Genomic DNA, 23,410 nt, shown 5'->3' with positions numbered 1-23,410 from the left:
AGTCTTACGGGCAGGGAAGGAGGTCGCGACGCAGAGTGCACGCTCCGCCACCTCCCGCTCACCACGGTAGGCGCCCCATGGGTGGCGCACCAGGAGAATGCGCATACAACGCGCCATCCGCGAAGGGGGCTTTCGGGGGCGAATCGCGTGGAGGCCTTCTCGTCGAGTAGCGTTGCCGACCATGCGTCTCGTCATTGCCCGCTGCTCCGTCGACTACGCGGGCCGGCTCACCGCCCATCTGCCCTCGGCACCCCGTCTGATCCTCGTGAAGGCCGACGGCAGTGTCTCGATCCACGCGGACGACCGGGCGTACAAACCGCTCAACTGGATGTCGCCCCCGTGCACCCTCAAAGAGGGGAGCGGTGATGACGCCGGGGTGTGGACGGTCATCAACAAGGCGGGCGAGAAGCTCATCATCACCATGGAGGAAGTCCTGCACGACTCCTCCCACGAGCTCGGCACCGACCCGGGGCTCATCAAGGACGGCGTCGAGGCACACCTGCAGGAACTCCTCGCGGACCGCATCGAAACGCTGGGCGAGGGCTACACCCTGATCCGCCGCGAGTACATGACGGCGATCGGCCCGGTGGACATCCTGTGCCGGGACGGATCCGGCGCGACGGTGGCCGTGGAGATCAAGCGGCGCGGCGAGATCGACGGCGTCGAGCAGCTGACCCGCTACCTGGAGCTCCTCAACCGCGACCCGCACCTGGCGCCGGTCCGGGGCATCTTCGCCGCCCAGGAGATCAAGCCGCAGGCCAAGGTCCTGGCGACGGACCGCGGGATGGACTGCGTGGTGCTGGACTACGACGCGCTGCGCGGCATCGAGGACGACAAGCTCCGCCTGTTCTGATCCCCGGCCCCGCGGCCGCCCGGCCGACCGCCCACTGACGCAACGGCTCCGTCCCGAAGGACGGAGCCGTCGGCGTTCACGGGCCCGTGGTCGGGGAGGCTGCGGTGGCCGTGACCGCCTGGGTGGCCGTCGGCGACGGCGCGGCGGTCTCGGTCGGCGTCGGAGACGGCCCCTCGGTGGTCGGCGGGGGCGAAACGGACGACGGCGGCGGGGAGTTCGGCGTCGTCGGGGACGGACGGCGGGACGGGGTCCGGCCCGGCGTGCGGCCGGGGGTCGGGGCGGCGGCGCTCTGTCCCGGCTGCGCGGACTCGGACGCCGGGGCGGAGGCCGGCGGCTCCGGTGCGGGATCGTTCCCGCCGGTGCCCGCCGTGGTCGGCGGGACCACGGCCGTCGGGGTCAGGGAGACCGCCGGGACCTGCGCCGGCGGCGCCTCGTCGGAGGACCCCAGTGCCAGGGCCACGACCGTGCCCAGCGCGACCACCGTCAGCGCTCCCGCGCCGGCCAGCAGCACCAGCCGGCGCCGGCCCGCGTCCTTGGCCGGCGCGGGCGCCGGCTTGGGGAGGGCGGCGGGCGGAGCCGGCTTCGGCGCCAGCGGGAAGGCGTCCTCGAACACCTCCGACAGCGTCGTGGGCGGCTCCGAGCTCCGGGAGACCGGCACCACCGGGGTCATCCGCGTCACCGCCTCGGCGGAGACGGGGCCCACCGGGGCCACGGGGGCGACGCGGGTGGACGCGGTCCGTGCGAGGGACGGGTTCGGCCGGTTCGCGGCCGGGGCCGGCGAGGCCGCCGGGGTGGCCGGCGTCGCCACCGTCACCGCCTCCGAAGCCGCCGCCAGGGCCGCCGGCGCCTCCAGCCTCAGCGGAGGCGAGGGAGCCAGCTCTGCCGCCTCCCGGTCCACGACCAGCGCCAGCGCGCGCCGTCCGGCCACCGTGCCCCGCTTGTCCGCCAGCGCGCCCCGCAGCCCGATCGAGGTCTCCAGCTCGGCCCGCGCCCGGTCCAGGCGCCCCTCGCACAGGGCCAGCACGCCGAGCTCGTGGTGGAAGTACGCCTGCTCGGCGACCTCTCCCGCCTTGCGCGCGGCCTCCGCCCCGGAGCGCAGCACCCGCTCCCACGCCTCCCAGTGCAGCGAGCCCGCGAACGCCGGGGCCGCCGTCCGTGCCAGCAGCACCGCCGCCACCACGTCGGCGCCGGCCAGCGCCGCGAGGACCGCGTCCGCCTCGGCGGCGACCCGCTCCGGGGTCACCGAGGCGTGCCCGGTCCACCAGGCGTAGTGCCGGGCGGCCGTGCGGGCCTCCTCCGCCGCGGTGTCCCCGTAGCCGACCTCCTCCAGCTGTCGTGCGACGCCGGCGGCCAGCCGGTAGCGCGTCCCGACGGGGGTCAGCAGTCCGCAGGCCAGCAGCTCGGGCACCGCCGTGTCGGCGTGGGTGTCCCCCACCAGCGCCGGCAGGTGCGCGTGGTGGGGCAGTTCCCCGCCGAGCGCGCAGGCGATCCGCAGGGCGGCGCGCGCCGACTCGCTGACGCGCGAGGCCAGCAGCTCGGCCGGGGCCGCGCCCTCGGCCAGCGTCGGCAGCGGCACCTGCGCGGGGTCGCGCGGGCGCTCGTCGAAGACGCCGGGCTCCTCCTCGTCGTCGTCCTCGACGGCGTGGTTGAGCTCGTCCCGCTGCCGCAGCAGCGCGGCGGCCTGTACGAAGCGCAGCGGCAGCCCCTCGGAGGCGAAGCGCAGGTCCCCCGCCCAGGCGGTCTCCTCGTCCGTCAGCGGCCGTCCGAGGCCCGCTTCGAGGAGGTCGACGCACTCGGCCTTGCCCAGCCCGCCGAGGAAGACCTCCTCGATGTGCGAGTCGTCGGAGGGGGAGCGGGTCTCGGGGGTCGCGGCGAGCAGGTAGGCGCATTCGGGGGTGGCGCGCAGCAGCTCGTCGAGTGCGGTGCCGCCCATCTCCAGGTCGTCGAGGAGGACGATGGCGCCGATGTCCCGGACGCGGGCGAGGAGCTCGTCGCGCTCGGGCCGCTCCCCGGGAGCCTCGTACACGGTCGCGTAGAGCGTCTGGAGGAGTTCGGAGGGCTGCTGGTGCCCGTACCCGGAGAGCCGTACGACGCCGTCGGGCGCAAGGCCCGCGCACCGGGCGGCGACCGCGTCGAGCAGCACGCTGCGGCCGGATCCCGAAGGTCCGGTCAGCCGTACGGACCGGCCCCGGGCCAGCAGGCGGACGAGGCGCTCCTGCTCCTCCTCGCGGGCGAGCAGCGGCCGTACGGGGACGGCGGGGCCCGGCAGGGCGGGCGGCCGTGCGGCGGTGTCCCGGGCGGTACGGGCGGCCGCGTCGCGCTTGGCGGGGCGGCTGCGCTCGGTGCCGGGGCGGAGCGGCTCGATCTCGCTGCCGTCGACCGGGTTGACGGTGAGGGTGAAGTCGCCCGCGGTCAGGCTGACGACCCGCGCGGGCCCCTGTGCCGCGGTCGCGGTGGGTGCCGCGGACGCCGTGGGCGCGGCGGTCGCGCCGGACGGGACCGGAGCCTGCCCGGATCCGGGCACGGGCGGCGTGGAGCCGCCTGCGGGCTGCCCGTCCTGTCCGGTCTGCCCCTGTATTCGGTCCATGATCCAGTCCCCCCGATCGCGGGCCGTGCGCCTCGCCGTCGTACCGCCCGGCCTCGGCGCACCCGCGTCGCTCCTGGTCCGGTTTCCGCCCGAACCCTAGACCGTGGCCGGTCGTGCGGGAAACCGCAGGGGTGCGATCACCACCGGACCGTTACGTTTCCGCAGGAAATGCAAAGGTCAGCGGCTTGCCGCTTCAGACGCGGGGCAGGGACTCGGCTTCCAGGCCGCCCTCGATCGCGAGGATCCGGTGCAGCCGGGTCGCGACGAGCAGCCGCTGCATCTGCGGCGGCACCCCGCGAAGGACGAGGCGCCGGCCGGTCCGGCCGGCCCGCCGGTGCGCTCCCATGATCACGCCGAGGCCGGTCGCGTCCCAGGAGTCGAGCCCGGCGAGGTCGAGCACGAGGTCGCCGTGGCCGTCGTCGAGCGCGGCGTGGAGGGCCGTACGGGCGTCCGCCGCGCTGCGCACGTCGAGGCGGCCCCCGACAGCGAGTTCGGCGTGGTCGCCCCTGATGTGCATGTGTACTCCCGGCAGTGCAGTACTGCGTACGTATGGTCCGACTGGTCCGTGGTCGGCAACTCTCACTTGAACTGACTGCCCCACGGGCAGGGAAGTTGCCGACCGTGAGCGAACCGATACCTAATTCACCCTGAGGGGTGAACCAATATTCGAACGGTGGCGCTCGGCGGCCGGCCCGGGCCTCAGTGCTTGTAGAAGCCCTGCCCGCTCTTGCGGCCGATGTCACCGGCGTCCACCATCCGGCGCATCAGCTCCGGCGGCGCGAACTTCTCGTCCTGCGACTCGGTGTAGATGTTGCTGGTGGCGTGCAGCAGGATGTCGACGCCCGTGAGGTCGGCGGTGGCCAGCGGCCCCATCGCGTGCCCGAAGCCCAGCTTGCAGGCGATGTCGATGTCCTCGGCGGAGGCCACGCCCGACTCGTACAGCTTGGCGGCCTCGACGACCAGCGCGGAGATCAGACGGGTCGTCACGAAGCCGGCGACGTCGCGGTTGACGACGATGCAGGTCTTGCCGACGGACTCGGCGAACGCCCGGGTGGTGGCGAGGGTCTCGTCGCTCGTCTTGTAGCCGCGCACGAGCTCGCACAGCTGCATCATCGGGACGGGCGAGAAGAAGTGGGCGCCGACGACCCGCTCCGGACGCTCCGTCACGGCCGCGATCTTGGTGATCGGGATGGCGGAGGTGTTGGAGGCGAGGATGGCGTCCTCGCGGACGATCTTGTCGAGGGCGCGGAAGATCTCGTGCTTGATCTCGATCTTCTCGAAGACGGCCTCCACGACGATGTCCACGTCGGCCACCGCGTCGAGGTCGGTGGTCGTCGTGATGCGCGCGAGCGCCGCCTCGGCGTCCTCGGCCGTCATCTTCCCCTTGGAGACGAACTTGTCGTACGAGGCCTTGATCCCGTCCGTGCCACGGGTCAGCGCGGCGTCGGTGACATCGCGCAGCACGACGTCCCAACCCGCCTGAGCGGAGACCTGAGCGATCCCGGAACCCATCAGTCCGGCACCGATGACGGCGAGCTTCCCAGCCACTGCACACCCCACGTTCTTCAAATGACCAGTCTCAATACGGCACGGTCTCGTAGCCACTCCGGCGGAGACTAGCGCCCGGGCGGTGCGGTGTGACCGCGAAGTAACACGCGTCACGTCTCAGATGACGGACATCACACCGGTACGGCCCAGCACCCCTGCCTGGCCCTCCAGTTCGCCCGTCCTCCGGCTCGCCGCGGCCGGGGGCGGTCCGTCTACGCTGGCCGCATGGTGAACCTCACGCGTATCTACACCCGTACCGGCGACTCGGGCACGACCGCCCTCGGCGACATGAGCCGCACGGCCAAGACCGACCTGCGGATCTCCGCGTACGCCGACGCCAACGAGGCCAACGCGGCCATCGGGACGGCCATCGCGCTCGGCGGGCTCCCGGCGGAGGTCGTGAAGGTCCTGGTCCGCGTGCAGAACGACCTGTTCGACGTGGGCGCGGACCTGTGCACCCCGGTGGTCGAGAAGCCGGAGTACCCGCCGCTGCGGGTGGAGCAGTTCTACGTCGACAAGCTGGAGGCGGACTGCGACCACTTCCTGGAGCAGGTGGAGAAGCTGCGCAGCTTCATCCTGCCCGGCGGGACCCCCGGCGCGGCCCTGCTGCACCAGGCCTGCACGGTGGTCCGGCGCGCCGAGCGCTCGACGTGGGCGGCGCTGGAGGTGCACGGCGAGGTGATGAACCCGCTGACCGCCACCTATCTGAACCGTCTCTCCGACCTGCTCTTCATCCTGGCCCGGGTGGCCAACAAGGAGGTCGGGGACGTGCTGTGGGTGCCGGGCGGCGAACGGTAGCGCGCAGGGCGCCGCCGTCCGCCGTACGGGGCCGCCCCCGTGGCCCCCGGTACCGCTGTCGCTATCGCTCGGTCTTCGCCAGTACGGGCCGCTCCTCCTCGCCCGAGGGGGCCTTTTTCGGCCAGATCGTGTAGGCGACGGCGACCAGGGCGTGGATGCCGACCGCCCGCAGGGCGCCGAACTGCCACGCCTCGAGCGAGCTGACGTCGCCCGCGTCGCCGACGTACCAGATGGCCACCTGGAGCAGGCCGAGGGCGACCGCGGCGGCGACGACGGTGCGGACCCACAGCTTCCACTCGTGCACGGCCCGCGCCTTCCCGTACCCGGCGCCGGGCGGCTTGGGCCCCCCGGCCAGCCGGTGCGCGGCGTGCCCGTCGAGCCACTTGATCGTGTAGTGGCCGTAACCGACGGTGTAGCCGATGTAGAGCGCGGCCAGACCGTGCTTCCAGTCCGGCTCGGCGCCGTTCTTGAGGTCGAGCGTGGTGACCACCAGCAGGGCCAGCTCCATCAGCGGCTCGCACAGCAGGACCGCCGCCCCCAGCCTGGGCATCCGCGCGAGGTAGCGCAGGCCCAGGCCGGCCGCCAGCAGCACCCAGAAGCCGACCTCACAGGCGATGATCAGCGCGACGATCACGGGACTCTCCGTCCGCTAGGTTTCCGGTTCCCTCCCAGGCTCCCGTCCTGCCGGGCCGGTCGCGTCGTCGCCGCTGACGACCTGTGCCTGCATCCTTCGATGTAGCCGCACGTCGGCCGCTCCGCCGACGTGCGCGGCCCGCACACCCTGTTGGATGGGACCGTGACCACGAAGAGCCTGCGCCCCCACCGCGACGACGTCCTGCTGGCCGTGCTCAGCGTGCTCGTGGGCCTGGTGTTCTGGTCGCTCGGGGTCTACAGCAGCGGCAACCGGCACTTCCTGCCCGACTGGGCCGCCCTGGTCCCCCTCGTGGCCCTGGGTGCGATGGAGCTGCTGCGCCGCACCAAGCCGAACCTGACGCTGGCAGTCGGCACCGCCGGGGTGATCGCCGACCAGTTCACGGTCGGCAGCCTCGCCACCGTCGTGATCTTCACCGACCTGATGTACGCCGCCGTCGTCTACGGGAAACCGTCCATGGCCCGCCGGCTCCCGGTCAGCACCGGCCTGATCACCGTCGTCGTCACCATCGCCTCGGTGGCCTGGCTGCGCACCCCGCAGGCCCTGCTGATCGGCGTGGTCACCGGCATCGTGAGCTTCGCCCCGGCGCTGACCGGCGCCACGCTGCGCAACCACCGCGAAGCCGCCGTGGCCGCCCGGCTGCGCGCCGAGCAGACCGCGCTGCTGGCCGAGATGGACCGCAGCCAGGCCGTGGTCGCCGAACGCGCCCGGATGGCCCGCGAGCTGCACGACATGGTGGCCAACCACCTGTCCGCCATCGCGATCCACTCCACCGCCGCGCTCTCCATCGGCACGGCCGCCACCAGCCGCGAGGCGCTCGGGGTGATCCGCGAGAACAGCGTGCAGGGCCTGGCCGAGATGCGCCGCCTGATCGGGCTGCTGCGCGAGGCCGGGGCGGAGCAGGAGCCGGTCGCCGTGCCCTCGCTGGACGGTCTGGACGCCCTGGTCGGACAGGCGAGGACCAACGGCTCGGCGAGCGGGCTGGATTTCGTGCTCCACGACGAGCGGCCGCCCGGGGAACAGACGGCGGCCCCGGTGGAGCTGGCGGCGTACCGGATCGTCCAGGAGTCGCTGACCAATGCGCTCAAGCACGCCGCCCCCGGGACGGTCACGATCCGCGTGGCGCACACGGACGGGCTGCTGACCGTGGGGGTGGACTCGCCCTACGGGGACCGGCCGGGCCCCCGCGCCCCCGGCTCCGGGGCCGGGCTGATCGGCATGCGGGAGCGGACGGAGCTGCTGGGCGGAGCGTTCACGGCGGGCCGGTCCGGCGCGGTGTGGCAGGTGCGGGCGACACTGCCCGCGGAGGAGAAGGCGGTGGAGGCATGACCATCCGGGTGGTGGTGGCGGAGGATCAGGGCGCGGTGCGCGCCGGGCTGGTGCTCATCCTGCGCAGTGCGGGGGACATCGAGGTGGTGGGCGAGGCCGGCGACGGGGAGGAGGCGGTGCGCCTGGCCCGGGAGCTGCGGCCGGACCTCGTCCTCATGGACGTGCAGATGCCCCGGCTGGACGGGGTGTCGGCGACCCGCGAGGTGGTCGCGGAGGGGCTGGCCGATGTCCTGGTGCTGACCACCTTCGACCTCGACGAGTACGTCTTCGGGGCGCTGCGCGCGGGGGCCGCGGGCTTCCTCCTGAAGAACGCGGACGCGGCGGAGCTGATCGAGGCGGTACGGACGGTCGCGCGCGGGGAGGGCCTGATCGCCCCGGCGGTGACCAGGCGGCTGATCGCCGAGTTCGCGGCTCCCCGGCCGGCGCGGGCCACCCCGGCGCCGGAGACGGCCGCCGCGGTGGCCTCGCTGACCCCGCGGGAGCGGGAGGTGCTGAGCGCGCTGGGCGAGGGCCTGTCGAACGCGGAGATCGCCGAGCGGCTGGAGATGGCGGAGGCGACGGCGAAGACGCACGTCAGCCGTCTGCTCGGCAAGCTTGATCTGCGCAGTCGGCTCCAAGCCGCCGTACTGGCCCAGGAGTTGGGGATATAGCCCCGGCCCCGGCCGACACGGCGCGTACCGGTCTGGACCTCTTGACGGTTGGTCCAGACCTTTCTACGCTCGCCGCAACACTGTGGTGAGCGTGCCATGACAAAGCGTGCTCACGGGCGGCGCAGGTCCCACCCCCATGTCGAGGTCCCCCACGACCGAGACGGACCTACGGAGGATCACCCTTGAGCACAGCATCCCCACCCCGCACCAGGCGCACCCGGTTCTTCACCCGCGTCGCGGCGATCGTGGCCGCGCTCGCCCTGCCCGTCACCGGGCTCGTCGTACTCGCCGCCCCGGCCCAGGCGGCCGCCGCCGCGACCGCGACGTACACCAAGGTCTCCGACTGGGGCACCGGCTTCGAGGGCAAGTGGGTGGTGAAGAACACCGGCACCACCACCCTCACCAGCTGGACCGTGGAGTGGGACTACCCGGCCGGCACCTCGGTCACCTCGGCCTGGGACGCCACCGTCACCGGCTCGGGCACCCACTGGACGGCCAAGAACGTCGGCTGGAACGGCACCCTCGCCCCCGGCGCGACCGCCAGCTTCGGCTTCAACGGCGCCGGCAGCGGCTCCCCCACCGGCTGCAAGGTCAACGGCGGCTCCTGCGACGGCACCACCCAGCCCGGCGACGCTCCCCCCACGGCTCCCGGCACCCCCACCGCGAGCAGCGTCGCCGACACCTCGCTCACCCTGAGCTGGTCCCCCGCCACCGACGACAAGGGCGTCAAGAACTACGACGTCTACCGGGGCTCCGCCAAGATCGCCACCGTCACCGGCACGAGCTACGCGGACTCCGGCCTGACCAAGGGCACCACGTACACGTACAGCATCACCGCCCGTGACACCGCCGACCAGACCGGCCCCTCCTCCGGCACGGTCTCGGTGACCACGACCGGCGGCGTCATTCCCCCGGACCCGGGCGGCAAGGTCAAGCTCGGCTACTTCACCGAGTGGGGCGTCTACGGGCGCAACTACCACGTGAAGAACCTGGTCACCTCGGGTACGGCGGGCAAGATCACCCACATCAACTACGCCTTCGGCAACGTCCAGAACGGCCAGTGCACCATCGGCGACGCCTACGCCGACTACGACAAGGCCTACACCGCCGACCAGAGCGTCGACGGCGTCGCCGACACCTGGGACCAGCCGCTGCGCGGCAACTTCAACCAGCTGCGCAAGCTGAAGAAGGCCTATCCGAACATCAAGATCCTGTGGTCCTTCGGCGGCTGGACCTGGTCCGGCGGATTCCCGCAGGCCGCGGCCAACCCGACCGCCTTCGCCCAGTCCTGCTACAACCTGGTCGAGGACCCGCGCTGGGCCGACGTCTTCGACGGGATCGACCTGGACTGGGAGTACCCGAACGCCTGCGGACTGTCCTGTGACACCAGCGGCGCCGCAGCCTTCAAGAACCTGATGCAGGCGATGCGCGCCAAGTTCGGCGCGAACAACCTGGTCACCGCGGCCATCACCGCCGACGCCTCCAGCGGCGGCAAGATCGACGCGGCCGACTACGGCGGCGCCGCACAGTACGTCGACTTCTACAACGTGATGACGTACGACTTCTTCGGCGCCTGGGCGGCGCAGGGCCCGACGGCCCCGCACTCCCCGCTCACCTCGTACGCGGGCATCCCGCAGGCCGGCTTCAACTCGGCCGACGCCATCGCCAAGCTCAAGGCCAAGGGCGTCTCCGGCGCCAAGCTCAACCTCGGCATCGGCTTCTACGGCCGCGGCTGGACCGGCGTCACCCAGGCGGCCCCGGGCGGCACCGCCACCGGACCGGCTCCGGGCACGTACGAGCAGGGCATCGAGGACTACAAGGTGCTCAAGACCAGCTGCCCGGCCACCGGCGCCGTCGCCGGCACGGCCTACGCCAAGTGCGGCAGCAACTGGTGGAGCTACGACACCCCCGCGACCATCGCCGGGAAGATGACCTGGGCCAAGCAGCAGGGCCTCAAGGGAGCCTTCTTCTGGGAGTTCAGCGGCGACACCGGCAACGGTGAGCTCGCGAACGCGATCCACACCGGGCTGCAGTAGCAAAACGGAAGCCGGGGAGACGGGTCCGCCCCCGTCTCCCCGGCTTCTTCACGTCTGAAGGACGTCAGGCCACATTGACCCGCTGGCCGGGAGGCGCCGCCTCCAGCCAGGCCAGGAAGCCGGTCAGCGCGTCCTCGCTCATCGCCAGCTCCAGGCGGGTCCCGCGGTGGAGACAGCCGAGCACGACGGCGTCGGAGAGCAGGGCCAGCTCCTCCTCGCCCTCCGGGGCGCGGCGGGCGATGACCTCGATGGAGGAACGCTCCAGCAGCCGGCGCGGCCGGTGGGAGTACGAGAACACCCGGAACCACTCGATCCGGTCACCGCTGTAGCGCGCGACCCCGTACACCCAGCCCTTGCCGGAGACGTCCGGCTTGTCGGACACGCCCCAGCGCATGCTGCAGTCGAAGGTCCCGCCGGACCGCTGGATGAGCCTGCGGCGCAGTCCGAAGACAAACAACCCGATCACCACCAGGGCTACGACCAGGCCGCTCACAAGCAGAGCGAGGAGCATCTTCACCGACCTCCTCGCTCATCGAATACGCATGAGAAAAAAACAGACCTGCATCGCCACAGCCGCGACCCGGTCTGGAAAATTCCAGAACGGACCGCGGCTGAGGTCTGCCGAGTCCCGGCGGTCGCCCCCCGGTACTCAGCGGTTCAAACTCCGACGGGCGTTCAGCCCGTTACGGCGCGCAGCCGGACATCAGCGCGACGCTCGGCGGCGGCATCGGCCTCCGCCTTCGCACGCTCCAGTGCCCGCTCCGCACGCTGGACGTCAATCTCGTCCGCGAGCTCGGCGATCTCGGCCAGCAGGGACAGCTTGTTGTCCGCGAACGAGATGAAACCGCCGTGCACCGCGGCGACGACAGTGTTGCCGTCGCTGGTGCGGATGGTCACAGGGCCCGATTCCAGCACACCGAGAAGCGGCTGGTGACCGGGCATGACGCCGATGTCGCCGGACGTGGTGCGGGCGACAACAAGGGTGGCCTCGCCGGACCAGACATTGCGGTCCGCCGCGACCAGCTCGACGTGCAGCTCAGCAGCCAAGGTGGCTCCTCGGGTCACCACCCGGCGGGTCGGCCGGGTGTTGGGTCAAATTCTAATGGGCGTGGGGAGAGGGACGGGACACACCCGCCCCTCTCCGTGAAACCGTCGAACCGGATGCGCCCCTCGCGGAGCGCGCCGGATCAGGAGACGCCCAGCTCCTTGGCGTTGGCCTTCAGGTCCTCGATGCCACCGCACAGGAAGAACGCCTGCTCGGGGAAGTGGTCGTAGTCACCGTCGCAGATCGCGTTGAACGCGGTGATCGACTCGTCGAGCGGAACGTCCGAACCGTCCACACCGGTGAACTGCTTCGCCACGTGGGTGTTCTGCGACAGGAAGCGCTCGACGCGACGGGCACGGTGGACAACGAGCTTGTCCTCCTCGCCCAGCTCGTCGATACCGAGGATCGCGATGATGTCCTGGAGGTCCTTGTACTTCTGGAGGATCCCCTTGACGCGCATCGCCGTGGCGTAGTGGTCCGCCGCGATGTACCGCGGGTCGAGGATGCGGGACGTCGAGTCCAGCGGGTCCACGGCCGGGTAGATGCCCTTCTCGGAGATCGGACGGGAAAGAACCGTCGTCGCGTCGAGGTGGGCGAAGGTGGTCGCCGGCGCCGGGTCGGTCAGGTCGTCCGCGGGGACGTAGATCGCCTGCATCGAGGTGATCGAGTGACCACGGGTCGAGGTGATGCGCTCCTGCAGCAGACCCATCTCGTCAGCCAGGTTCGGCTGGTAACCCACTGCGGACGGCATGCGGCCGAGCAGCGTGGAGACCTCGGAACCGGCCTGGGTGTAACGGAAGATGTTGTCAATGAAGAAGAGCACGTCCTGCTTCTGAACATCGCGGAAGTACTCCGCCATGGTCAGACCGGCAAGCGCGACGCGAAGACGGGTGCCCGGGGGCTCGTCCATCTGGCCGAAGACAAGCGCCGTCTTGTCGATGACGCCCGAGTCGGCCATTTCCTCGATGAGGTCGTTGCCCTCACGGGTACGCTCACCGACGCCCGCGAAGACCGACACACCGTCGTGGTTGTTGGCGACGCGGTAGATCATTTCCTGGATCAGAACGGTCTTGCCGACACCGGCACCACCGAACAGACCGATCTTTCCACCCTTGACGTACGGGGTGAGAAGGTCGATGACCTTGACGCCGGTCTCGAACATCTCGGTCTTCGACTCGAGCTCGTCGAAGCGAGGGGCCTTGCGGTGGATCGGCCAGCGCTCGGTGACGTTGGCGTTCTCCTCCGGGTAGTTCAGCACCTCACCGAGGGTGTTGAACACCTTGCCCTTGGTGAAGTCACCGACGGGGACGGTGATGCCCTCGCCCGTGTCGGTCACCGGGGCCTGGCGGACCAGACCGTCGGTCGGCTGCATCGAGATGGTACGGACGAGGCCGTCACCCAGGTGCTGCGCGACCTCGAGGGTCAGGGTCTTGAGCTTGCCGTCCTCGGCCGGGTCTGCGACCTGGACCTTGAGGGCGTTGTAGATCTCGGGCATGGCGTCGACGGGGAACTCCACGTCGACGACCGGGCCGATGACCCGGGCGACGCGGCCCGTGGCGGCGGCCGTCTCAACAGTGGTCGTCATTACTTGTCACTCCCCGCGGTCGCGTCAGCCATGGCGCTCGCGCCACCGACGATCTCGCTGATTTCCTGGGTGATTTCGGCCTGGCGGGCCGCGTTGGCAAGCCGGGAGAGGCTCTTGATGAGGTCTCCGGCGTTGTCGGTCGCCGACTTCATCGCGCGGCGGCGGGCGGCGTGCTCGGAAGCGGCCGACTGCAGCAGTGCGTTGTAGATACGGCTCTCGACGTAGCGCGGCAGCAGGGCGTCGAGGACGTCCTCCGCCGACGGCTCGAAGTCGAACAGCGGAAGGATCTCGCCCTTCGTACCGGTCTCCTCCGCAGCCTGGTCGAGGCTGAGCGGCAGCATCCGGCCGTCGACCGGGTTCTGCGTCATCATCGACACGAATTCCGTGTAGACGATATGCAGCTCGTCGACGCCACCTTCGGCCGTCTCCGTCTGGATGGCTTCGATCAGCGGCCCCGCGACGCGCTTGGCGTCGGCGTAGGCCGGGCTGTCGGTGAAGCCGGTCCACGAATCCGCGACCTTGCGCTCGCGGAAGCCGTAGTAGGCCAGACCCTTGCGGCCGACGATGTAGGTGTCGACGTCCTTGCCCTCAGCGCGCAGCCGCTCGGTGAGCCGCTCCGCCTGCTTGATGGCGTTCGAGGAGTAGCCGCCGGCCAGACCGCGGTCGCTCGTGATGAGCAGGATCGCGGCACGGGTCGGCGTCTCGACCTCGGTGGTCAGGGCGTGCTTGGTGTTCGAGCCGGTCGCGACCGCGGTCACCGCACGGGTGAGCTCGGTTGCGTACGGCATCGATGCCGCCACCTTGCGCTGCGCCTTGACGATGCGCGAGGCGGCGATCATCTCCATCGCCTTGGTGATCTTCTTGGTCGCCGTGATGGCACGGATGCGACGCTTGTAGACCCGGAGCTGCGCTCCCATGAGTCAGGTCCCTTCCGTCGTCACTTGGAGACGTTGACGGCCGGTGCGTCCTCGCCCAGGAGCTTGCCGTCCGAGGTCTCGAACTGGCGCTTGAAGCCGGCGATGGCGTCAGCGATCGACGTCAGGGTGTCGTCCGACATCTTGCCGCCGTCGGCGATGGAGGTGAGGAGGTCCTTGCGCTCGCGGCGCAGGTGCTCCAGCAGCTCCGACTCGAAGCGACGGATGTCGTTGACCGGGACGTCGTCCATCTTGCCGGTGGTGCCGGCCCAGACGGAGACGACCTGCTCCTCGACGGGCATCGGCTGGTACTGGCCCTGCTTCAGCAGCTCGACCAGACGCTTGCCGCGCTCCAGCGAAGCCTTCGACGCGGCGTCCAGGTCGGAACCGAAGGCGGCGAACGCCTCCAGCTCGCGGTACTGGGCGAGGTCCAGGCGCAGACGGCCGGAAACCTGCTTCATGGCCTTGTGCTGGGCGGAACCACCGACGCGGGAGACCGAGATACCGACGTTCAGCGCCGGGCGCTGGCCCGCGTTGAACAGGTCGGACTCGAGGAAGCACTGGCCGTCGGTGATGGAGATGACGTTGGTCGGGATGAACGCCGACACGTCGTTCGCCTTGGTCTCGACGATCGGCAGACCGGTCATCGAACCGGCGCCCATGTCGTCGGACAGCTTCGCGCAGCGCTCCAGCAGACGGGAGTGCAGGTAGAAGACGTCGCCCGGGTACGCCTCACGGCCCGGCGGGCGGCGCAGCAGCAGCGACACGGCGCGGTAGGCGTCGGCCTGCTTCGACAGGTCGTCGAAGATGATCAGGACGTGCTTGCCGGCGTACATCCAGTGCTGGCCGATGGCGGAACCGGTGTACGGCGCCAGGTACTTGAAGCCGGCCGGGTCGGACGCCGGGGCGGCGACGATCGTCGTGTACTCGAGCGCGCCCGCGTCTTCCAGCGCGCCGCGAACGGACGCGATGGTCGAGCCCTTCTGGCCGATGGCGACGTAGATGCAGCGAACCTGCTTGTTCACGTCACCGGAGCGCCAGTTGTCGCGCTGGTTGATGATCGTGTCGACGGCCAGAGCGGTCTTACCCGTCTGACGGTCGCCGATGATCAGCTGACGCTGGCCGCGGCCGACGGGGACCATCGCGTCGATGGCCTTGTAGCCGGTCTGCATCGGCTCGTGGACCGACTTGCGGACCATGACGCCGGGGGCCTGCAGCTCGAGGGCGCGGCGGCCTTCGGTCGCGATCTCGCCGAGACCGTCGATCGGGTTGCCGAGCGGGTCGACGACGCGGCCGAGGTAACCCTCGCCGACGCCGACGGAGAGCACCTCACCGGTGCGCTGCACCGGCTGGCCCTCCTCGATGCCGCTGAACTCGCCGAGGACGACCGCACCGATCTCGCGCTCCTCGAGGTTGAGGGCGAGACCGAGGGTGCCGTCCTCGAACTTCAGCAGCTCGTTCGCCATGGCGGAGGGCAGGCCCTCCACCTTCGCGATGCCGTCGCCGGCAACGCTGACCGTTCCGACCTCCTCGCGCGAGGCCGCGTCCGGCTGGTACGACTGGACAAAGTTCTCCAGTGCGTCCCGGATCTCCTCCGGCCGGATCGTGAGCTCCGCCATCTGGGTTCCCTGCTCTCCTTGTTGGGCCTGAAGCTTCTTAGGGGTCTGGGGGCGACCCCCAGGAATCTTCTGCAAGTTCTGCACGGCCCAACCGGGCCGCTAGGAATGCTTTGTTCTATTGGTGGCTGGTCAGCCGGCCATGCGGCGGGACGCCTCTGCGAGGCGGTCCGCGATGGTGCCGTCGATGACCTCGTCGCCGACTCGCACCGAGATCCCGCCGAGGACCTCGGGGTCCACGTCGAGGTTCAGGTGCATCTGGCGGCCGTACAGCTTGGCCAGCACCGCGCCGAGACGCGTCTTCTGCACGTCGCTGAGCGGAACCGCGCTGGTCACGGTGGCGACCATGCGGTCACGGCGCTCGGCGGCGAGCTTGGAAAGGGACTCGAGTCCCGCTTCCAGGCTACGTCCACGCGGGTGCGTGACAAGACGGATCACCAGGCGCTCGGTGACGGCGTTCACCTTGCCGCCGAGCAGGCTGCGCAGCAGCTCGCTCTTGGCGGAGGCGGTCGCCGCGCGGTCGGTCAGCGCGGAACGCAGCTCGGTGCTCGAGGAGACGATCCGGCCGAACCGGAACACCTCGTCCTCGACGTTGTCGAGCGCGTCGCCCTGCTGGGCCGCCGTGAGGTCGGCGGTGGCCGCCAGCTCCTCCAGCGAGTCCACCAGGTCGCGGGACTGCGACCAGCGGGACCGGACCATGCCGGACACCAGGTCGAGGGTCTCCCCGCCGACCTGGCCGCCGAGCAGCCGTCCGGCCAGCTCGGCCTTGGCCTCGCCGGACTGCGCCGGGTCGGTGAGGACCCGACGCAGCGAGACCTCACGGTCGAGCAGCGCGGTGACGGCAGCCAGCTCACCGGCGAGCTTCGCCGCGTCGACGGACGTGTTGTCCGTCAGCGCGTCGAGACGCTCACGCGCGGAGGCCAGCGCCTCGCGGCTCGCTCCGTTCATCGGGCCGCCTCGGCCTTCTCCTCAAGCTCGCTGAGGAAGCGGTCGATGGTGCGGCTCTGCCGGGCGTGGTCCTCAAGGGACTCGCCGACGAGCTTTCCGGCCAGGTCGGTGGCGAGCTTGCCCACGTCCTGACGCAGCGCCTGGGAAGCGGCCTTGCGGTCCGCCGCGATCTGGGCGTGGCCGGCAGCGATGATCTCCTCACGCTGCCGCTGGCCCTCTGCGCGCAGTTCTTCCTTCAGCGCAGTGCCCTGCTCCAGCGCTTCCTGGCGCAGGCGCGCGGCCTCGTGCCGGGCTTCGGCGAGCTGGGCCTTGTACTGCTCCAGGACGCTCTGGGCCTCGGTCTGGGCGGATTCCGCCTTCTCGATACCGCCCTCGATGGCCTCACGGCGCTCTTCCAGAACCTTGTTGATGTTCGGGAGGAGCTTCTTCGCGAGGAAACCGAAGACGATGACGAAGGCGAGCAGACCGATGACGAGCTCGGGGATCGGCGGGAAGAGCGGGTTACCCGGCTCCTCGGCCGCGAGAACCAGGAGGTTCACATCAGTGCCTTTCGTCGATTCGGACTAGTCGTGGGGTTCGTCAGCTGTAGACGAACGGCATGACCAGACCGATGAGGGCGAGCGCCTCACAGAAGGCGAAGCCGAGGATCTGGTTGGCGCGGATCAGACCGGCAGCTTCGGGCTGACGGGCGAGCGCCTGGGTGCCGTTACCGAAGATGATGCCGACGCCGACGCCGGGGCCGATGGCCGCGAGGCCGTAGCCCACGGAGCTGAGGGAACCGGTGACGGCAGCAAGGGTCTGGGACATGCCAGTTCTTCCTTCTCTTTCACGGACCGGTGGGGGTTGGCCACCGGACGACTGGGGGTTTGCGGAGCGGCTGCGCTCAGTGGTGCTCGGCGACCGCACCCTGCAGGAAGCTGCAGGCCAGGAGCACGAAGACGTAGGCCTGAACGGCCTGGATGAAGAGCTCGAACGCGGTCATCACGACGACCATGACGAACGAGACGCCCGCGTAGGCGATGCCGATCCCGTTCAGCAGGTACCAGCTGGCGATGGTGAACAGCAGCAGCAGGGTGTGACCGGCGAACATGTTCGCGAACAGTCGGACCGCGTGGGTGAACGGGCGGACCAGGACGTTCGAGAAGAACTCGATCACCATGACCAGCGGCAGGATCCCGCCGAGGGACTTGTCGTAGCCGGTGATGTTCTTCAGGCCGCCGACGAAGCCGTGGCGCTTGAAGGTCACCGACATCCACATGACGTAGATGACCAGGGCGAGACCGGCCGGGTACGCGATGACCGCGGTCACCGGGAACTGGGCGAGCGGGATGATCGACCAGAGGTTCATCATCCAGACGAAGAAGAACGTCGCGACCATGAAGGGGACGTACTTCTCGCCCTCCTTCTTGCCCAGCGTCTCGTAGACGATGCCGCGGCGCACGAAGTCGTAGCCGGCTTCGGCGACCATCTGCAGCTTGCCCGGGACGACCTTCGGCTTCCGGAACGCGGCCCAGAAGAAGCCGACGATGATGACCGAGCCCAGCAGGGCCAGAAGCATCGTCTTGTTGAAGTACAGGTTGCTGTCCGCGTCACCGAAGATCGGGTGGAACAGGAACGAGTACAGGGTCGGGCCCGGGAAGCCGCAGCCAGTGCCGTCTTCGAAATGACAATTGATCTCGAAGGCGAGCGTCATGTCAGCAGCACTCACCGCAGGGCTCCTTCAGCGTGGCGCATAGGTACGGCAACCTCGTTGTGTCGGCGCGGCGCACAGCCGCGGTTCGGCACTGGACTGGTGTAACGGATGGTGGGGCGGCAGTCAGGCATCGAGCCTCGCGATGGGACAGGCGTCAGCTCAGATGCCCGCGCCCGCAGTGCCGCAGTTGGCACCGGACGATAGCAGGATCTCGAACGCTCACTTATCCCGGCCCTACCCTTCACGACTTCGGCCCCGGATTTTCGGGCTTGTCGCCCTTCACCGAGTCCGGCTCGACGTAAAGAATCTTGGCCTTCATGTGAGCACGGGTCTGCGCGCCGATCCACACCAGGGTGGTGGCGACGAGCGTGATCGCGAACGCCTTGGGATTGAACAGGGTGGTGTTCTTGAACACCGCGACGAACACGAAAAGCAGCAGGATCTGGGCCGTGTAGAGCATGAGCCCCATGGCCTGGAAAAGATGCGGGAGTGACTTCGCCGTGCGCTGCAGAACGACGAATCCGATGCCCATGAACAAAATCACGACCAGCGTCGCGACGAGCGCTCCGACCACACCCTTGCCGCCGACGACAAGCCCACTGATCAACGCGGCGAGAGCACCGGCGATGGCCGTGGGCACGGCGGCTTGCAGGAGGGATCGGACGTCATCTGACCGCATGGCGGTTTGCTCCGCGTGGTGGTGGGGGCACGGGACTCGTACGGGACGAGCGTAAGCCCGGTCCGAGAGAGAACCTCGGGCCAAGGGACCGTCGCACTACGGTCCTTCGGCTCTGTCGCCGGGTTTAGTGAACGGTATCACAAACTATTTGATGAGAGCTTTACCTGCCGGGTGTGCTGACTGTCACACATGAGAGTGACCCTGCGCGTGTGTGCACGACAGGCATGCGGGTTGTCTGGTAAAGGGCCGCCATGTCCGACATGCGATGCGGCTGTCAGCGGGTGGATTCAGCCTTACGCCGGTCGGGGAAGCGCGAACGGGGGCCCACGGCGGTCGCTCCGTTGACGCCGGAGACGCCCGCCGCGATCGGCCTGACGGGATCCGGCTCCGCGCCCGAGGCGTCGAGCGCGGCCGCTTCCGCGGCGGCCTCGGCCGCCCGTGCGGCGTGCCGGTAGCGCGGCGGAACCAGACCCTCCGCCCAGCGCGGGGTGCGCGGGGTGAAGCGCGGCAGGAGCAGCAGGATCAGGCCCACGGCGCTCAGCGCGGCGATCGCCAGCACGATCCACATCGTGGCGGAATGCACCGAATACGCCACCGTGCCGAAGGCGATCAGTCCCGACCAGAAGTACATGATCAGGACCGCGCGGCTGTGCGAATGTCCGAGCTCCAGCAGCCGGTGGTGCAGGTGCCCGCGGTCGGCCGCGAAGGGCGACTGGCCCTTCCACGTACGCCGCACGATGGCCAGCACCAGGTCCGCCATCGGGATCGCGATGACCGTCAGCGGCAGGATCAGCGGGATGTAGGCGGGGAGCATCGCGTGCGTCGCATTGCGCTCACCGCCCGCGAACAGGGCCAGGGCGTCCGGGTCCACCTGCCCGGTGAGGGAGATGGCGGAGGCGGCCAGCACCAGGCCGATGAGCATCGAGCCGGAGTCGCCCATGAAGATCCGGGCGGGGTGCATGTTGTGCGGCAGGAAGCCCAGGCACATGCCCATCAGGATCGCGGCGAAGAGGGTCGCGGGGGCGGCCGACTCGATGCCGTAGCCGAACCAGATCCGGTACGCGTAGAGGAACAGCGCGGTGGCGGCGATGCAGACCATGCCGGCGGCCAGGCCGTCCAGGCCGTCGACGAAGTTCACGGCGTTGATGGTGATGACGACGAGCGCGACGGTGAGCAGGTTGCCCTGCCACTGGGTGAGCGGGACCGTGCCCATGCCCGGGACGGGGATCCACAGGATGGTCAGGCCCTGCATGACCATCACGCCGGCGGAGATCATCTGCGCGCCGAGCTTGATCAGGGCGTCGAGCTCGAACTTGTCGTCGAGGACGCCGACCAGCCAGATCAGCGCCGCCCCGGAGAGCAGCGCGCGGGGTTCGTTCGAGAGCTCGAAGACGCCGTTGAGGTTCCGCAGGTGGTCCGCGACCAGCAGGCCCGCGCACAGACCGCCGAACATGGCGATGCCGCCCAGCCGTGGCGTGGGCTCTCGGTGCACGTCGCGGGCACGGATCTCCGGCATGGCCCCGGCCGCGATCGCGAACTTCCGCACGGGCCCGGTCAGCAGGTAGGTCACCGCGACCGTGACGCAAAGCGTCAGCAGATATTCACGCACGGGCTGCCCCAGATGTATCGCCGGCCATCTCAGCCCCACACATTAGCTGCGATGTCCACTCCCCCGAGGACGCGAGGGGGCCGCATCCCGGTTGCACTACGCCCTTCTTGTCCCGTTTACACCCCGTAAGGGGGAAATTCCAGTGCCAGCTCATTGACCTCCGTACGAGTCTTCGCGCCGTCCCCGCGCAGCCCGGCCGCGAACAGCGCCGCGATCCGGCGCATCTCCGCCTCCCCCATCCCCTGGGTGGTCACGGCGGCCGTTCCCAGCCGCACGCCGCGCTGGTCCCCGTACGGGAGGGCGCAGGTGTCGAGCACGATCCCGGCGGCGGCCAGCCGGCCGCGCGCGGTCGGGCCGTCCATGCCCAGCGGCGCCGGATCGGCAGTGATCAGATGGGTGTCGGTGCCGCCGGTGGTGATGGTGAACCCGTGCTCTTCGAGGGCGCCCGCGAGCACCCGGGCATTGGCGACGACCCGGTGGGCGTAGGTGGTGAAGGCCGGCCGGGCCGCCTCGCCGAAGGCCACGGCCTTGGCGGCGATGGTGTGCATCTGGGCGCCGCCCTGGGTGAAGGGGAACACCGCCCGGTCGATGCGCTCGGCGAACTCGGCGCCGCACAGGACCATCCCGCCGCGCGGCCCGCGCAGCACCTTGTGCGTGGTCGCGCAGACGACGTCGGCGTAGGGCACCGGACTGGGCGCGGCACCGCCGGCCACCAGCCCGATCGGATGCGCCGCGTCGGCGATCAGGTAGGCCCCGACCTCGTCGGCGATCTCCCGGAAGGCCGAGTACTCGGGGTGGCGCGGATAGGAGATGGACCCGCACACGATGGCCTTGGGCCGGTGCGCGCGGGCGAGGTCCTGCACCTGCTCGTAGTCGATGAGACCGGTCTCGGCGTCGACCCCGTACCCGACGAAGTCGAACCAGCGCCCGGAGAAGTTGGCGGGCGAGCCGTGGGTGAGGTGGCCCCCGTACGGGAGCCCCATCGCCAGCACGGTGTCCCCGGGCCGCAGCAGGGCGGCGTACGCGGCCAGCACGGCGGAGGAGCCGGAGTGCGGCTGCACATTGGCGTGCTCGGCTCCGAACAGCGCCTTGGCCCGCTCCACGGCGATCTGCTCGGCCAGGTCGGCGTACTCGCAGCCGCCGTGGTACCGGTTTCCGGGATACCCCTCGGCGTACTTGTTGGCGAGCGGCGACCCGAGCGCCGTGAGCACGGCGGCGGAGGTGAAGTTCTCGGCGGCGATGAGCTGCAGGCTGCCGGCCTGCCGCTGCCGCTCCCCGTCGAGCACGTCGGCCATCTGCGGATCCTGCTGCCGCAGCAGGTCCGTGGGCTGGGTGATGACGCTCATGGCGCGACTCCAGGTGGTACCGGGTACCAGCCACTGTAGGCCCGCGGCCCGCACCACGCCCTGCGGCGTCGCCGCCCGTGTTCCGGCCCGCTTGCACGTCCGGCTCCGCCGGCGTTCGAGGCGCGGGGGTCGGGCCGGGAGCCCCGGTCTTTCGGCCCCGCCGGGCTCTGAGGCGCCGGGCCCGGGGCGCAGCGCCGGCAGCCGGCCCGCAGGTCAGCGGGAGGCCGTGACGCCCGTCAGGGCCGTGACCACGGGGTCCAGCGCCTGGTTGATCTCGTCGCCGATCGAGCGGAAGAAGGTGATCGGCGCCCCGTACGGGTCGTACACCTCGTCCGCGTCCGGCGAAGGGGCCAGCAGCCACCCCCGCAGCGCCGCGGCGGCCCGCACCAGCGCCCGCGCCCGCTCCGCCATGCCGTCGTCCAGCGGCGGCAGCGTGGCCGGATCTATCGCCCGCACCAGCCGGGTGAACTCCTTCAGCGTGAAGGTCCGCAGGCCGGCCGAGTGACCCATCGAGATGACCTGCGCCCGGTGGTCGCGCGTGGCGGTCAGGACCAGGTCGGCGCGTATGACGTGCTCGTCCAGCAGTTCCCGTCCGGTGAAGCCGGAGGCATCGGCCCCGAAGTCCGCCAGTACGGCGGCCGCGTTGGCCTCCATCGGGGCGCCCTCGTGGCCCCAGGTACCCGCGCTCTCCACGATGAGGTCGCCGGTCACGATCCCGCCGAGCCGGTGCGACAGGGCGTGCCGCGTCAGCCGCTCGGTGATCGGCGAGCGGCACACGTTGCCGGTGCTGACGTGGAGTATGCGGAAAGTTCCCCCAGCTATGCCACGCCCCTCAGGGCTCACGGGGCGACCTCGAGGTCCGGTACGACCTCCCGCAGCTGCTCGGCGGTGAGCGCACCCTCCCGCAGCAGGACGGGAACCTTCCCGGTGACGTCGACGATCGACGACGGCTGGATGCCGGGCGTCGGGCCGCCGTCCAGGTACACGGACACGGAGTCCCCGAGCATCTCGCGCGCCGCGTCGCAGTCCTCCGGCGCCGGGTGCCCGGACAGGTTGGCCGAGGACACCGCCATCGGGCCGACCTCGGTCAGCAGCTCGATCGCGACGGGGTGCAGGGGCATGCGGACGGCGACCGTGCCGTCGGTGTCCCCCAGGTCCCACGCCAGGGACGGCTGGTGCTTGGCGACCAGGGTCAGCGCGCCCGGCCAGAAGGCGTCGACGAGCTCCCACGCCTGCTCGGAGAAGTCCGTGACGAGGCCGTGCAGGGTGTTCGGGGAGCCGATGAGCACCGGGGTGGGCATGCCGCGGCCCCGCCCCTTGGCGGCGAGCAGGTCGTGGACGGCCTCCGGGCTGAAGGCGTCCGCGCCGATCCCGTACAGGGTGTCGGTGGGCAGCACGACGAGCTCGCCGCGGCGCACGGCGGATGCGGCTTCACGCAGACCCGTCTTACGGTCCGTCGCGTCGTTGCAGTCGTATCGCCGGGCCATCAGCGGGCCTCCTCGTGCAGCAGGGGGGTGGCGGA

The 23,410-nt window shown here is 70.5% G+C and carries 23 protein-coding genes; 5 read left to right on the top strand and 18 right to left on the bottom strand.

The genetic code is table 11. The features are described from left to right. Positions 1–181: 181 nt before the first annotated feature. Entirely contained in the window at positions 182–853 is a 672-nt protein-coding gene (gene nucS, locus OG472_RS29840; RefSeq protein WP_401611913.1) for an endonuclease NucS, read from the top strand. A gap of 76 nt (positions 854–929) precedes the next feature. Here the strand turns inward: nucS and OG472_RS29835 are convergent, their stop codons facing one another. From OG472_RS29835 to OG472_RS29825, 3 genes are all read right to left on the bottom strand, one after another. Then, complete coding sequence (locus OG472_RS29835) at positions 930–3,440, bottom strand: ATP-binding protein (RefSeq protein ID WP_405832014.1); 2,511 nt, start codon at positions 3,438–3,440, stop codon at positions 930–932. Positions 3,441–3,633: 193 nt separating this feature from the next. Further along, on the bottom strand, positions 3,634–3,957 hold the full coding sequence (locus tag OG472_RS29830) for an STAS domain-containing protein (protein WP_383563146.1): 324 nt from the start codon (positions 3,955–3,957) through the stop codon (positions 3,634–3,636). A 182-nt stretch (positions 3,958–4,139) separates the two neighbouring features. Next, a complete protein-coding gene (locus OG472_RS29825; protein ID WP_319724631.1) occupies positions 4,140–4,988 on the bottom strand; it encodes a 3-hydroxyacyl-CoA dehydrogenase family protein in 849 nt (282 codons plus the stop codon). 225 nt (positions 4,989–5,213) lie between these two features. On the opposite strand from OG472_RS29825, the gene OG472_RS29820 reads away from it, so the two are divergent. Further along, a complete protein-coding gene (locus OG472_RS29820; RefSeq protein ID WP_361754915.1) occupies positions 5,214–5,786 on the top strand; it encodes a cob(I)yrinic acid a,c-diamide adenosyltransferase in 573 nt (190 codons plus the stop codon). Between the two features lie 61 nt (positions 5,787–5,847). Here the strand turns inward: OG472_RS29820 and OG472_RS29815 are convergent, their stop codons facing one another. Beyond that, positions 5,848–6,420, bottom strand: coding sequence for a hypothetical protein (locus OG472_RS29815; RefSeq protein ID WP_405832011.1), 573 nt, complete (start codon positions 6,418–6,420; stop codon positions 5,848–5,850). 162 nt (positions 6,421–6,582) lie between these two features. On the opposite strand from OG472_RS29815, the gene OG472_RS29810 reads away from it, so the two are divergent. From OG472_RS29810 to OG472_RS29800, 3 genes are all read left to right on the top strand, one after another. After that, on the top strand, positions 6,583–7,767 hold the full coding sequence (locus OG472_RS29810; RefSeq protein WP_401611905.1) for a sensor histidine kinase: 1,185 nt from the start codon (positions 6,583–6,585) through the stop codon (positions 7,765–7,767). Further along, complete coding sequence (locus OG472_RS29805) at positions 7,764–8,417, top strand: response regulator (RefSeq protein ID WP_383563136.1); 654 nt, start codon at positions 7,764–7,766, stop codon at positions 8,415–8,417. Before OG472_RS29810 ends, OG472_RS29805 begins: the two co-directional genes overlap by 4 nt. Positions 8,418–8,599: 182 nt before the next feature. After that, a complete protein-coding gene (locus tag OG472_RS29800) occupies positions 8,600–10,453 on the top strand; it encodes a glycosyl hydrolase family 18 protein (RefSeq protein WP_405832010.1) in 1,854 nt (617 codons plus the stop codon). 64 nt (positions 10,454–10,517) lie between these two features. On the opposite strand, the gene OG472_RS29795 is transcribed toward OG472_RS29800, so the two are convergent. From OG472_RS29795 to OG472_RS29730, 14 genes are all read right to left on the bottom strand, one after another. Then, positions 10,518–10,964, bottom strand: coding sequence for a DUF2550 domain-containing protein (locus OG472_RS29795; RefSeq protein ID WP_401611900.1), 447 nt, complete (start codon positions 10,962–10,964; stop codon positions 10,518–10,520). A 164-nt stretch (positions 10,965–11,128) separates the two neighbouring features. Continuing rightward, positions 11,129–11,500 carry a F0F1 ATP synthase subunit epsilon gene (locus OG472_RS29790; protein ID WP_030008701.1) on the bottom strand — a complete coding sequence of 124 codons (372 nt, stop codon included), beginning with the start codon at positions 11,498–11,500 and terminating at the stop codon, positions 11,129–11,131. A gap of 140 nt (positions 11,501–11,640) precedes the next feature. Continuing rightward, a complete protein-coding gene (gene atpD, locus OG472_RS29785; RefSeq protein ID WP_266784486.1) occupies positions 11,641–13,083 on the bottom strand; it encodes a F0F1 ATP synthase subunit beta in 1,443 nt (480 codons plus the stop codon). Beyond that, the gene (locus tag OG472_RS29780) at positions 13,083–14,000 is read right to left on the bottom strand and encodes a F0F1 ATP synthase subunit gamma (RefSeq protein WP_401611898.1); all 918 of its coding nucleotides are present in this window, start codon (positions 13,998–14,000) and stop codon (positions 13,083–13,085) included. Before OG472_RS29780 ends, atpD begins: the two co-directional genes overlap by 1 nt. A gap of 20 nt (positions 14,001–14,020) precedes the next feature. Continuing rightward, entirely contained in the window at positions 14,021–15,616 is a 1,596-nt protein-coding gene (gene atpA, locus OG472_RS29775) for a F0F1 ATP synthase subunit alpha (RefSeq protein WP_215148869.1), read from the bottom strand. Positions 15,617–15,745: 129 nt separating this feature from the next. Next, the gene (locus tag OG472_RS29770; protein ID WP_327416468.1) at positions 15,746–16,561 is read right to left on the bottom strand and encodes a F0F1 ATP synthase subunit delta; all 816 of its coding nucleotides are present in this window, start codon (positions 16,559–16,561) and stop codon (positions 15,746–15,748) included. Then, positions 16,558–17,100: a F0F1 ATP synthase subunit B gene (locus OG472_RS29765; RefSeq protein WP_376612823.1), complete on the bottom strand. Its 543-nt coding sequence runs from the start codon at positions 17,098–17,100 to the stop codon at positions 16,558–16,560. The genes OG472_RS29770 and OG472_RS29765 overlap by 4 nt, the downstream gene beginning before the upstream one ends. A gap of 40 nt (positions 17,101–17,140) precedes the next feature. Next, on the bottom strand, positions 17,141–17,368 hold the full coding sequence (gene atpE, locus OG472_RS29760) for an ATP synthase F0 subunit C (protein ID WP_030386954.1): 228 nt from the start codon (positions 17,366–17,368) through the stop codon (positions 17,141–17,143). 76 nt (positions 17,369–17,444) lie between these two features. Continuing rightward, complete coding sequence (atpB, locus tag OG472_RS29755) at positions 17,445–18,254, bottom strand: F0F1 ATP synthase subunit A (protein ID WP_401612183.1); 810 nt, start codon at positions 18,252–18,254, stop codon at positions 17,445–17,447. 241 nt (positions 18,255–18,495) lie between these two features. Further along, positions 18,496–18,933 carry a hypothetical protein gene (locus tag OG472_RS29750; RefSeq protein ID WP_383563122.1) on the bottom strand — a complete coding sequence of 146 codons (438 nt, stop codon included), beginning with the start codon at positions 18,931–18,933 and terminating at the stop codon, positions 18,496–18,498. A 274-nt stretch (positions 18,934–19,207) separates the two neighbouring features. Beyond that, positions 19,208–20,542 (bottom strand): MraY family glycosyltransferase, encoded by a 1,335-nt coding sequence (locus OG472_RS29745; RefSeq protein ID WP_401611892.1) that lies wholly within the window; start codon positions 20,540–20,542, stop codon positions 19,208–19,210. Between the two features lie 116 nt (positions 20,543–20,658). Further along, positions 20,659–21,888 (bottom strand): serine hydroxymethyltransferase, encoded by a 1,230-nt coding sequence (gene glyA / locus OG472_RS29740; protein ID WP_405832006.1) that lies wholly within the window; start codon positions 21,886–21,888, stop codon positions 20,659–20,661. A 213-nt stretch (positions 21,889–22,101) separates the two neighbouring features. Next, the gene (locus OG472_RS29735; protein WP_327416464.1) at positions 22,102–22,731 is read right to left on the bottom strand and encodes a protein-tyrosine-phosphatase; all 630 of its coding nucleotides are present in this window, start codon (positions 22,729–22,731) and stop codon (positions 22,102–22,104) included. Continuing rightward, a complete protein-coding gene (locus OG472_RS29730) occupies positions 22,728–23,375 on the bottom strand; it encodes an L-threonylcarbamoyladenylate synthase (RefSeq protein ID WP_327416463.1) in 648 nt (215 codons plus the stop codon). Before OG472_RS29730 ends, OG472_RS29735 begins: the two co-directional genes overlap by 4 nt. Between the last annotated feature and the right edge of the window lie 35 nt (positions 23,376–23,410).

This window comes from Streptomyces sp. NBC_00207, from assembly GCF_045160965.1.
Taxonomy (GTDB): domain Bacteria; phylum Actinomycetota; class Actinomycetes; order Streptomycetales; family Streptomycetaceae; genus Streptomyces.
This window is presented reverse-complemented; position numbering and strand designations above follow the sequence as displayed.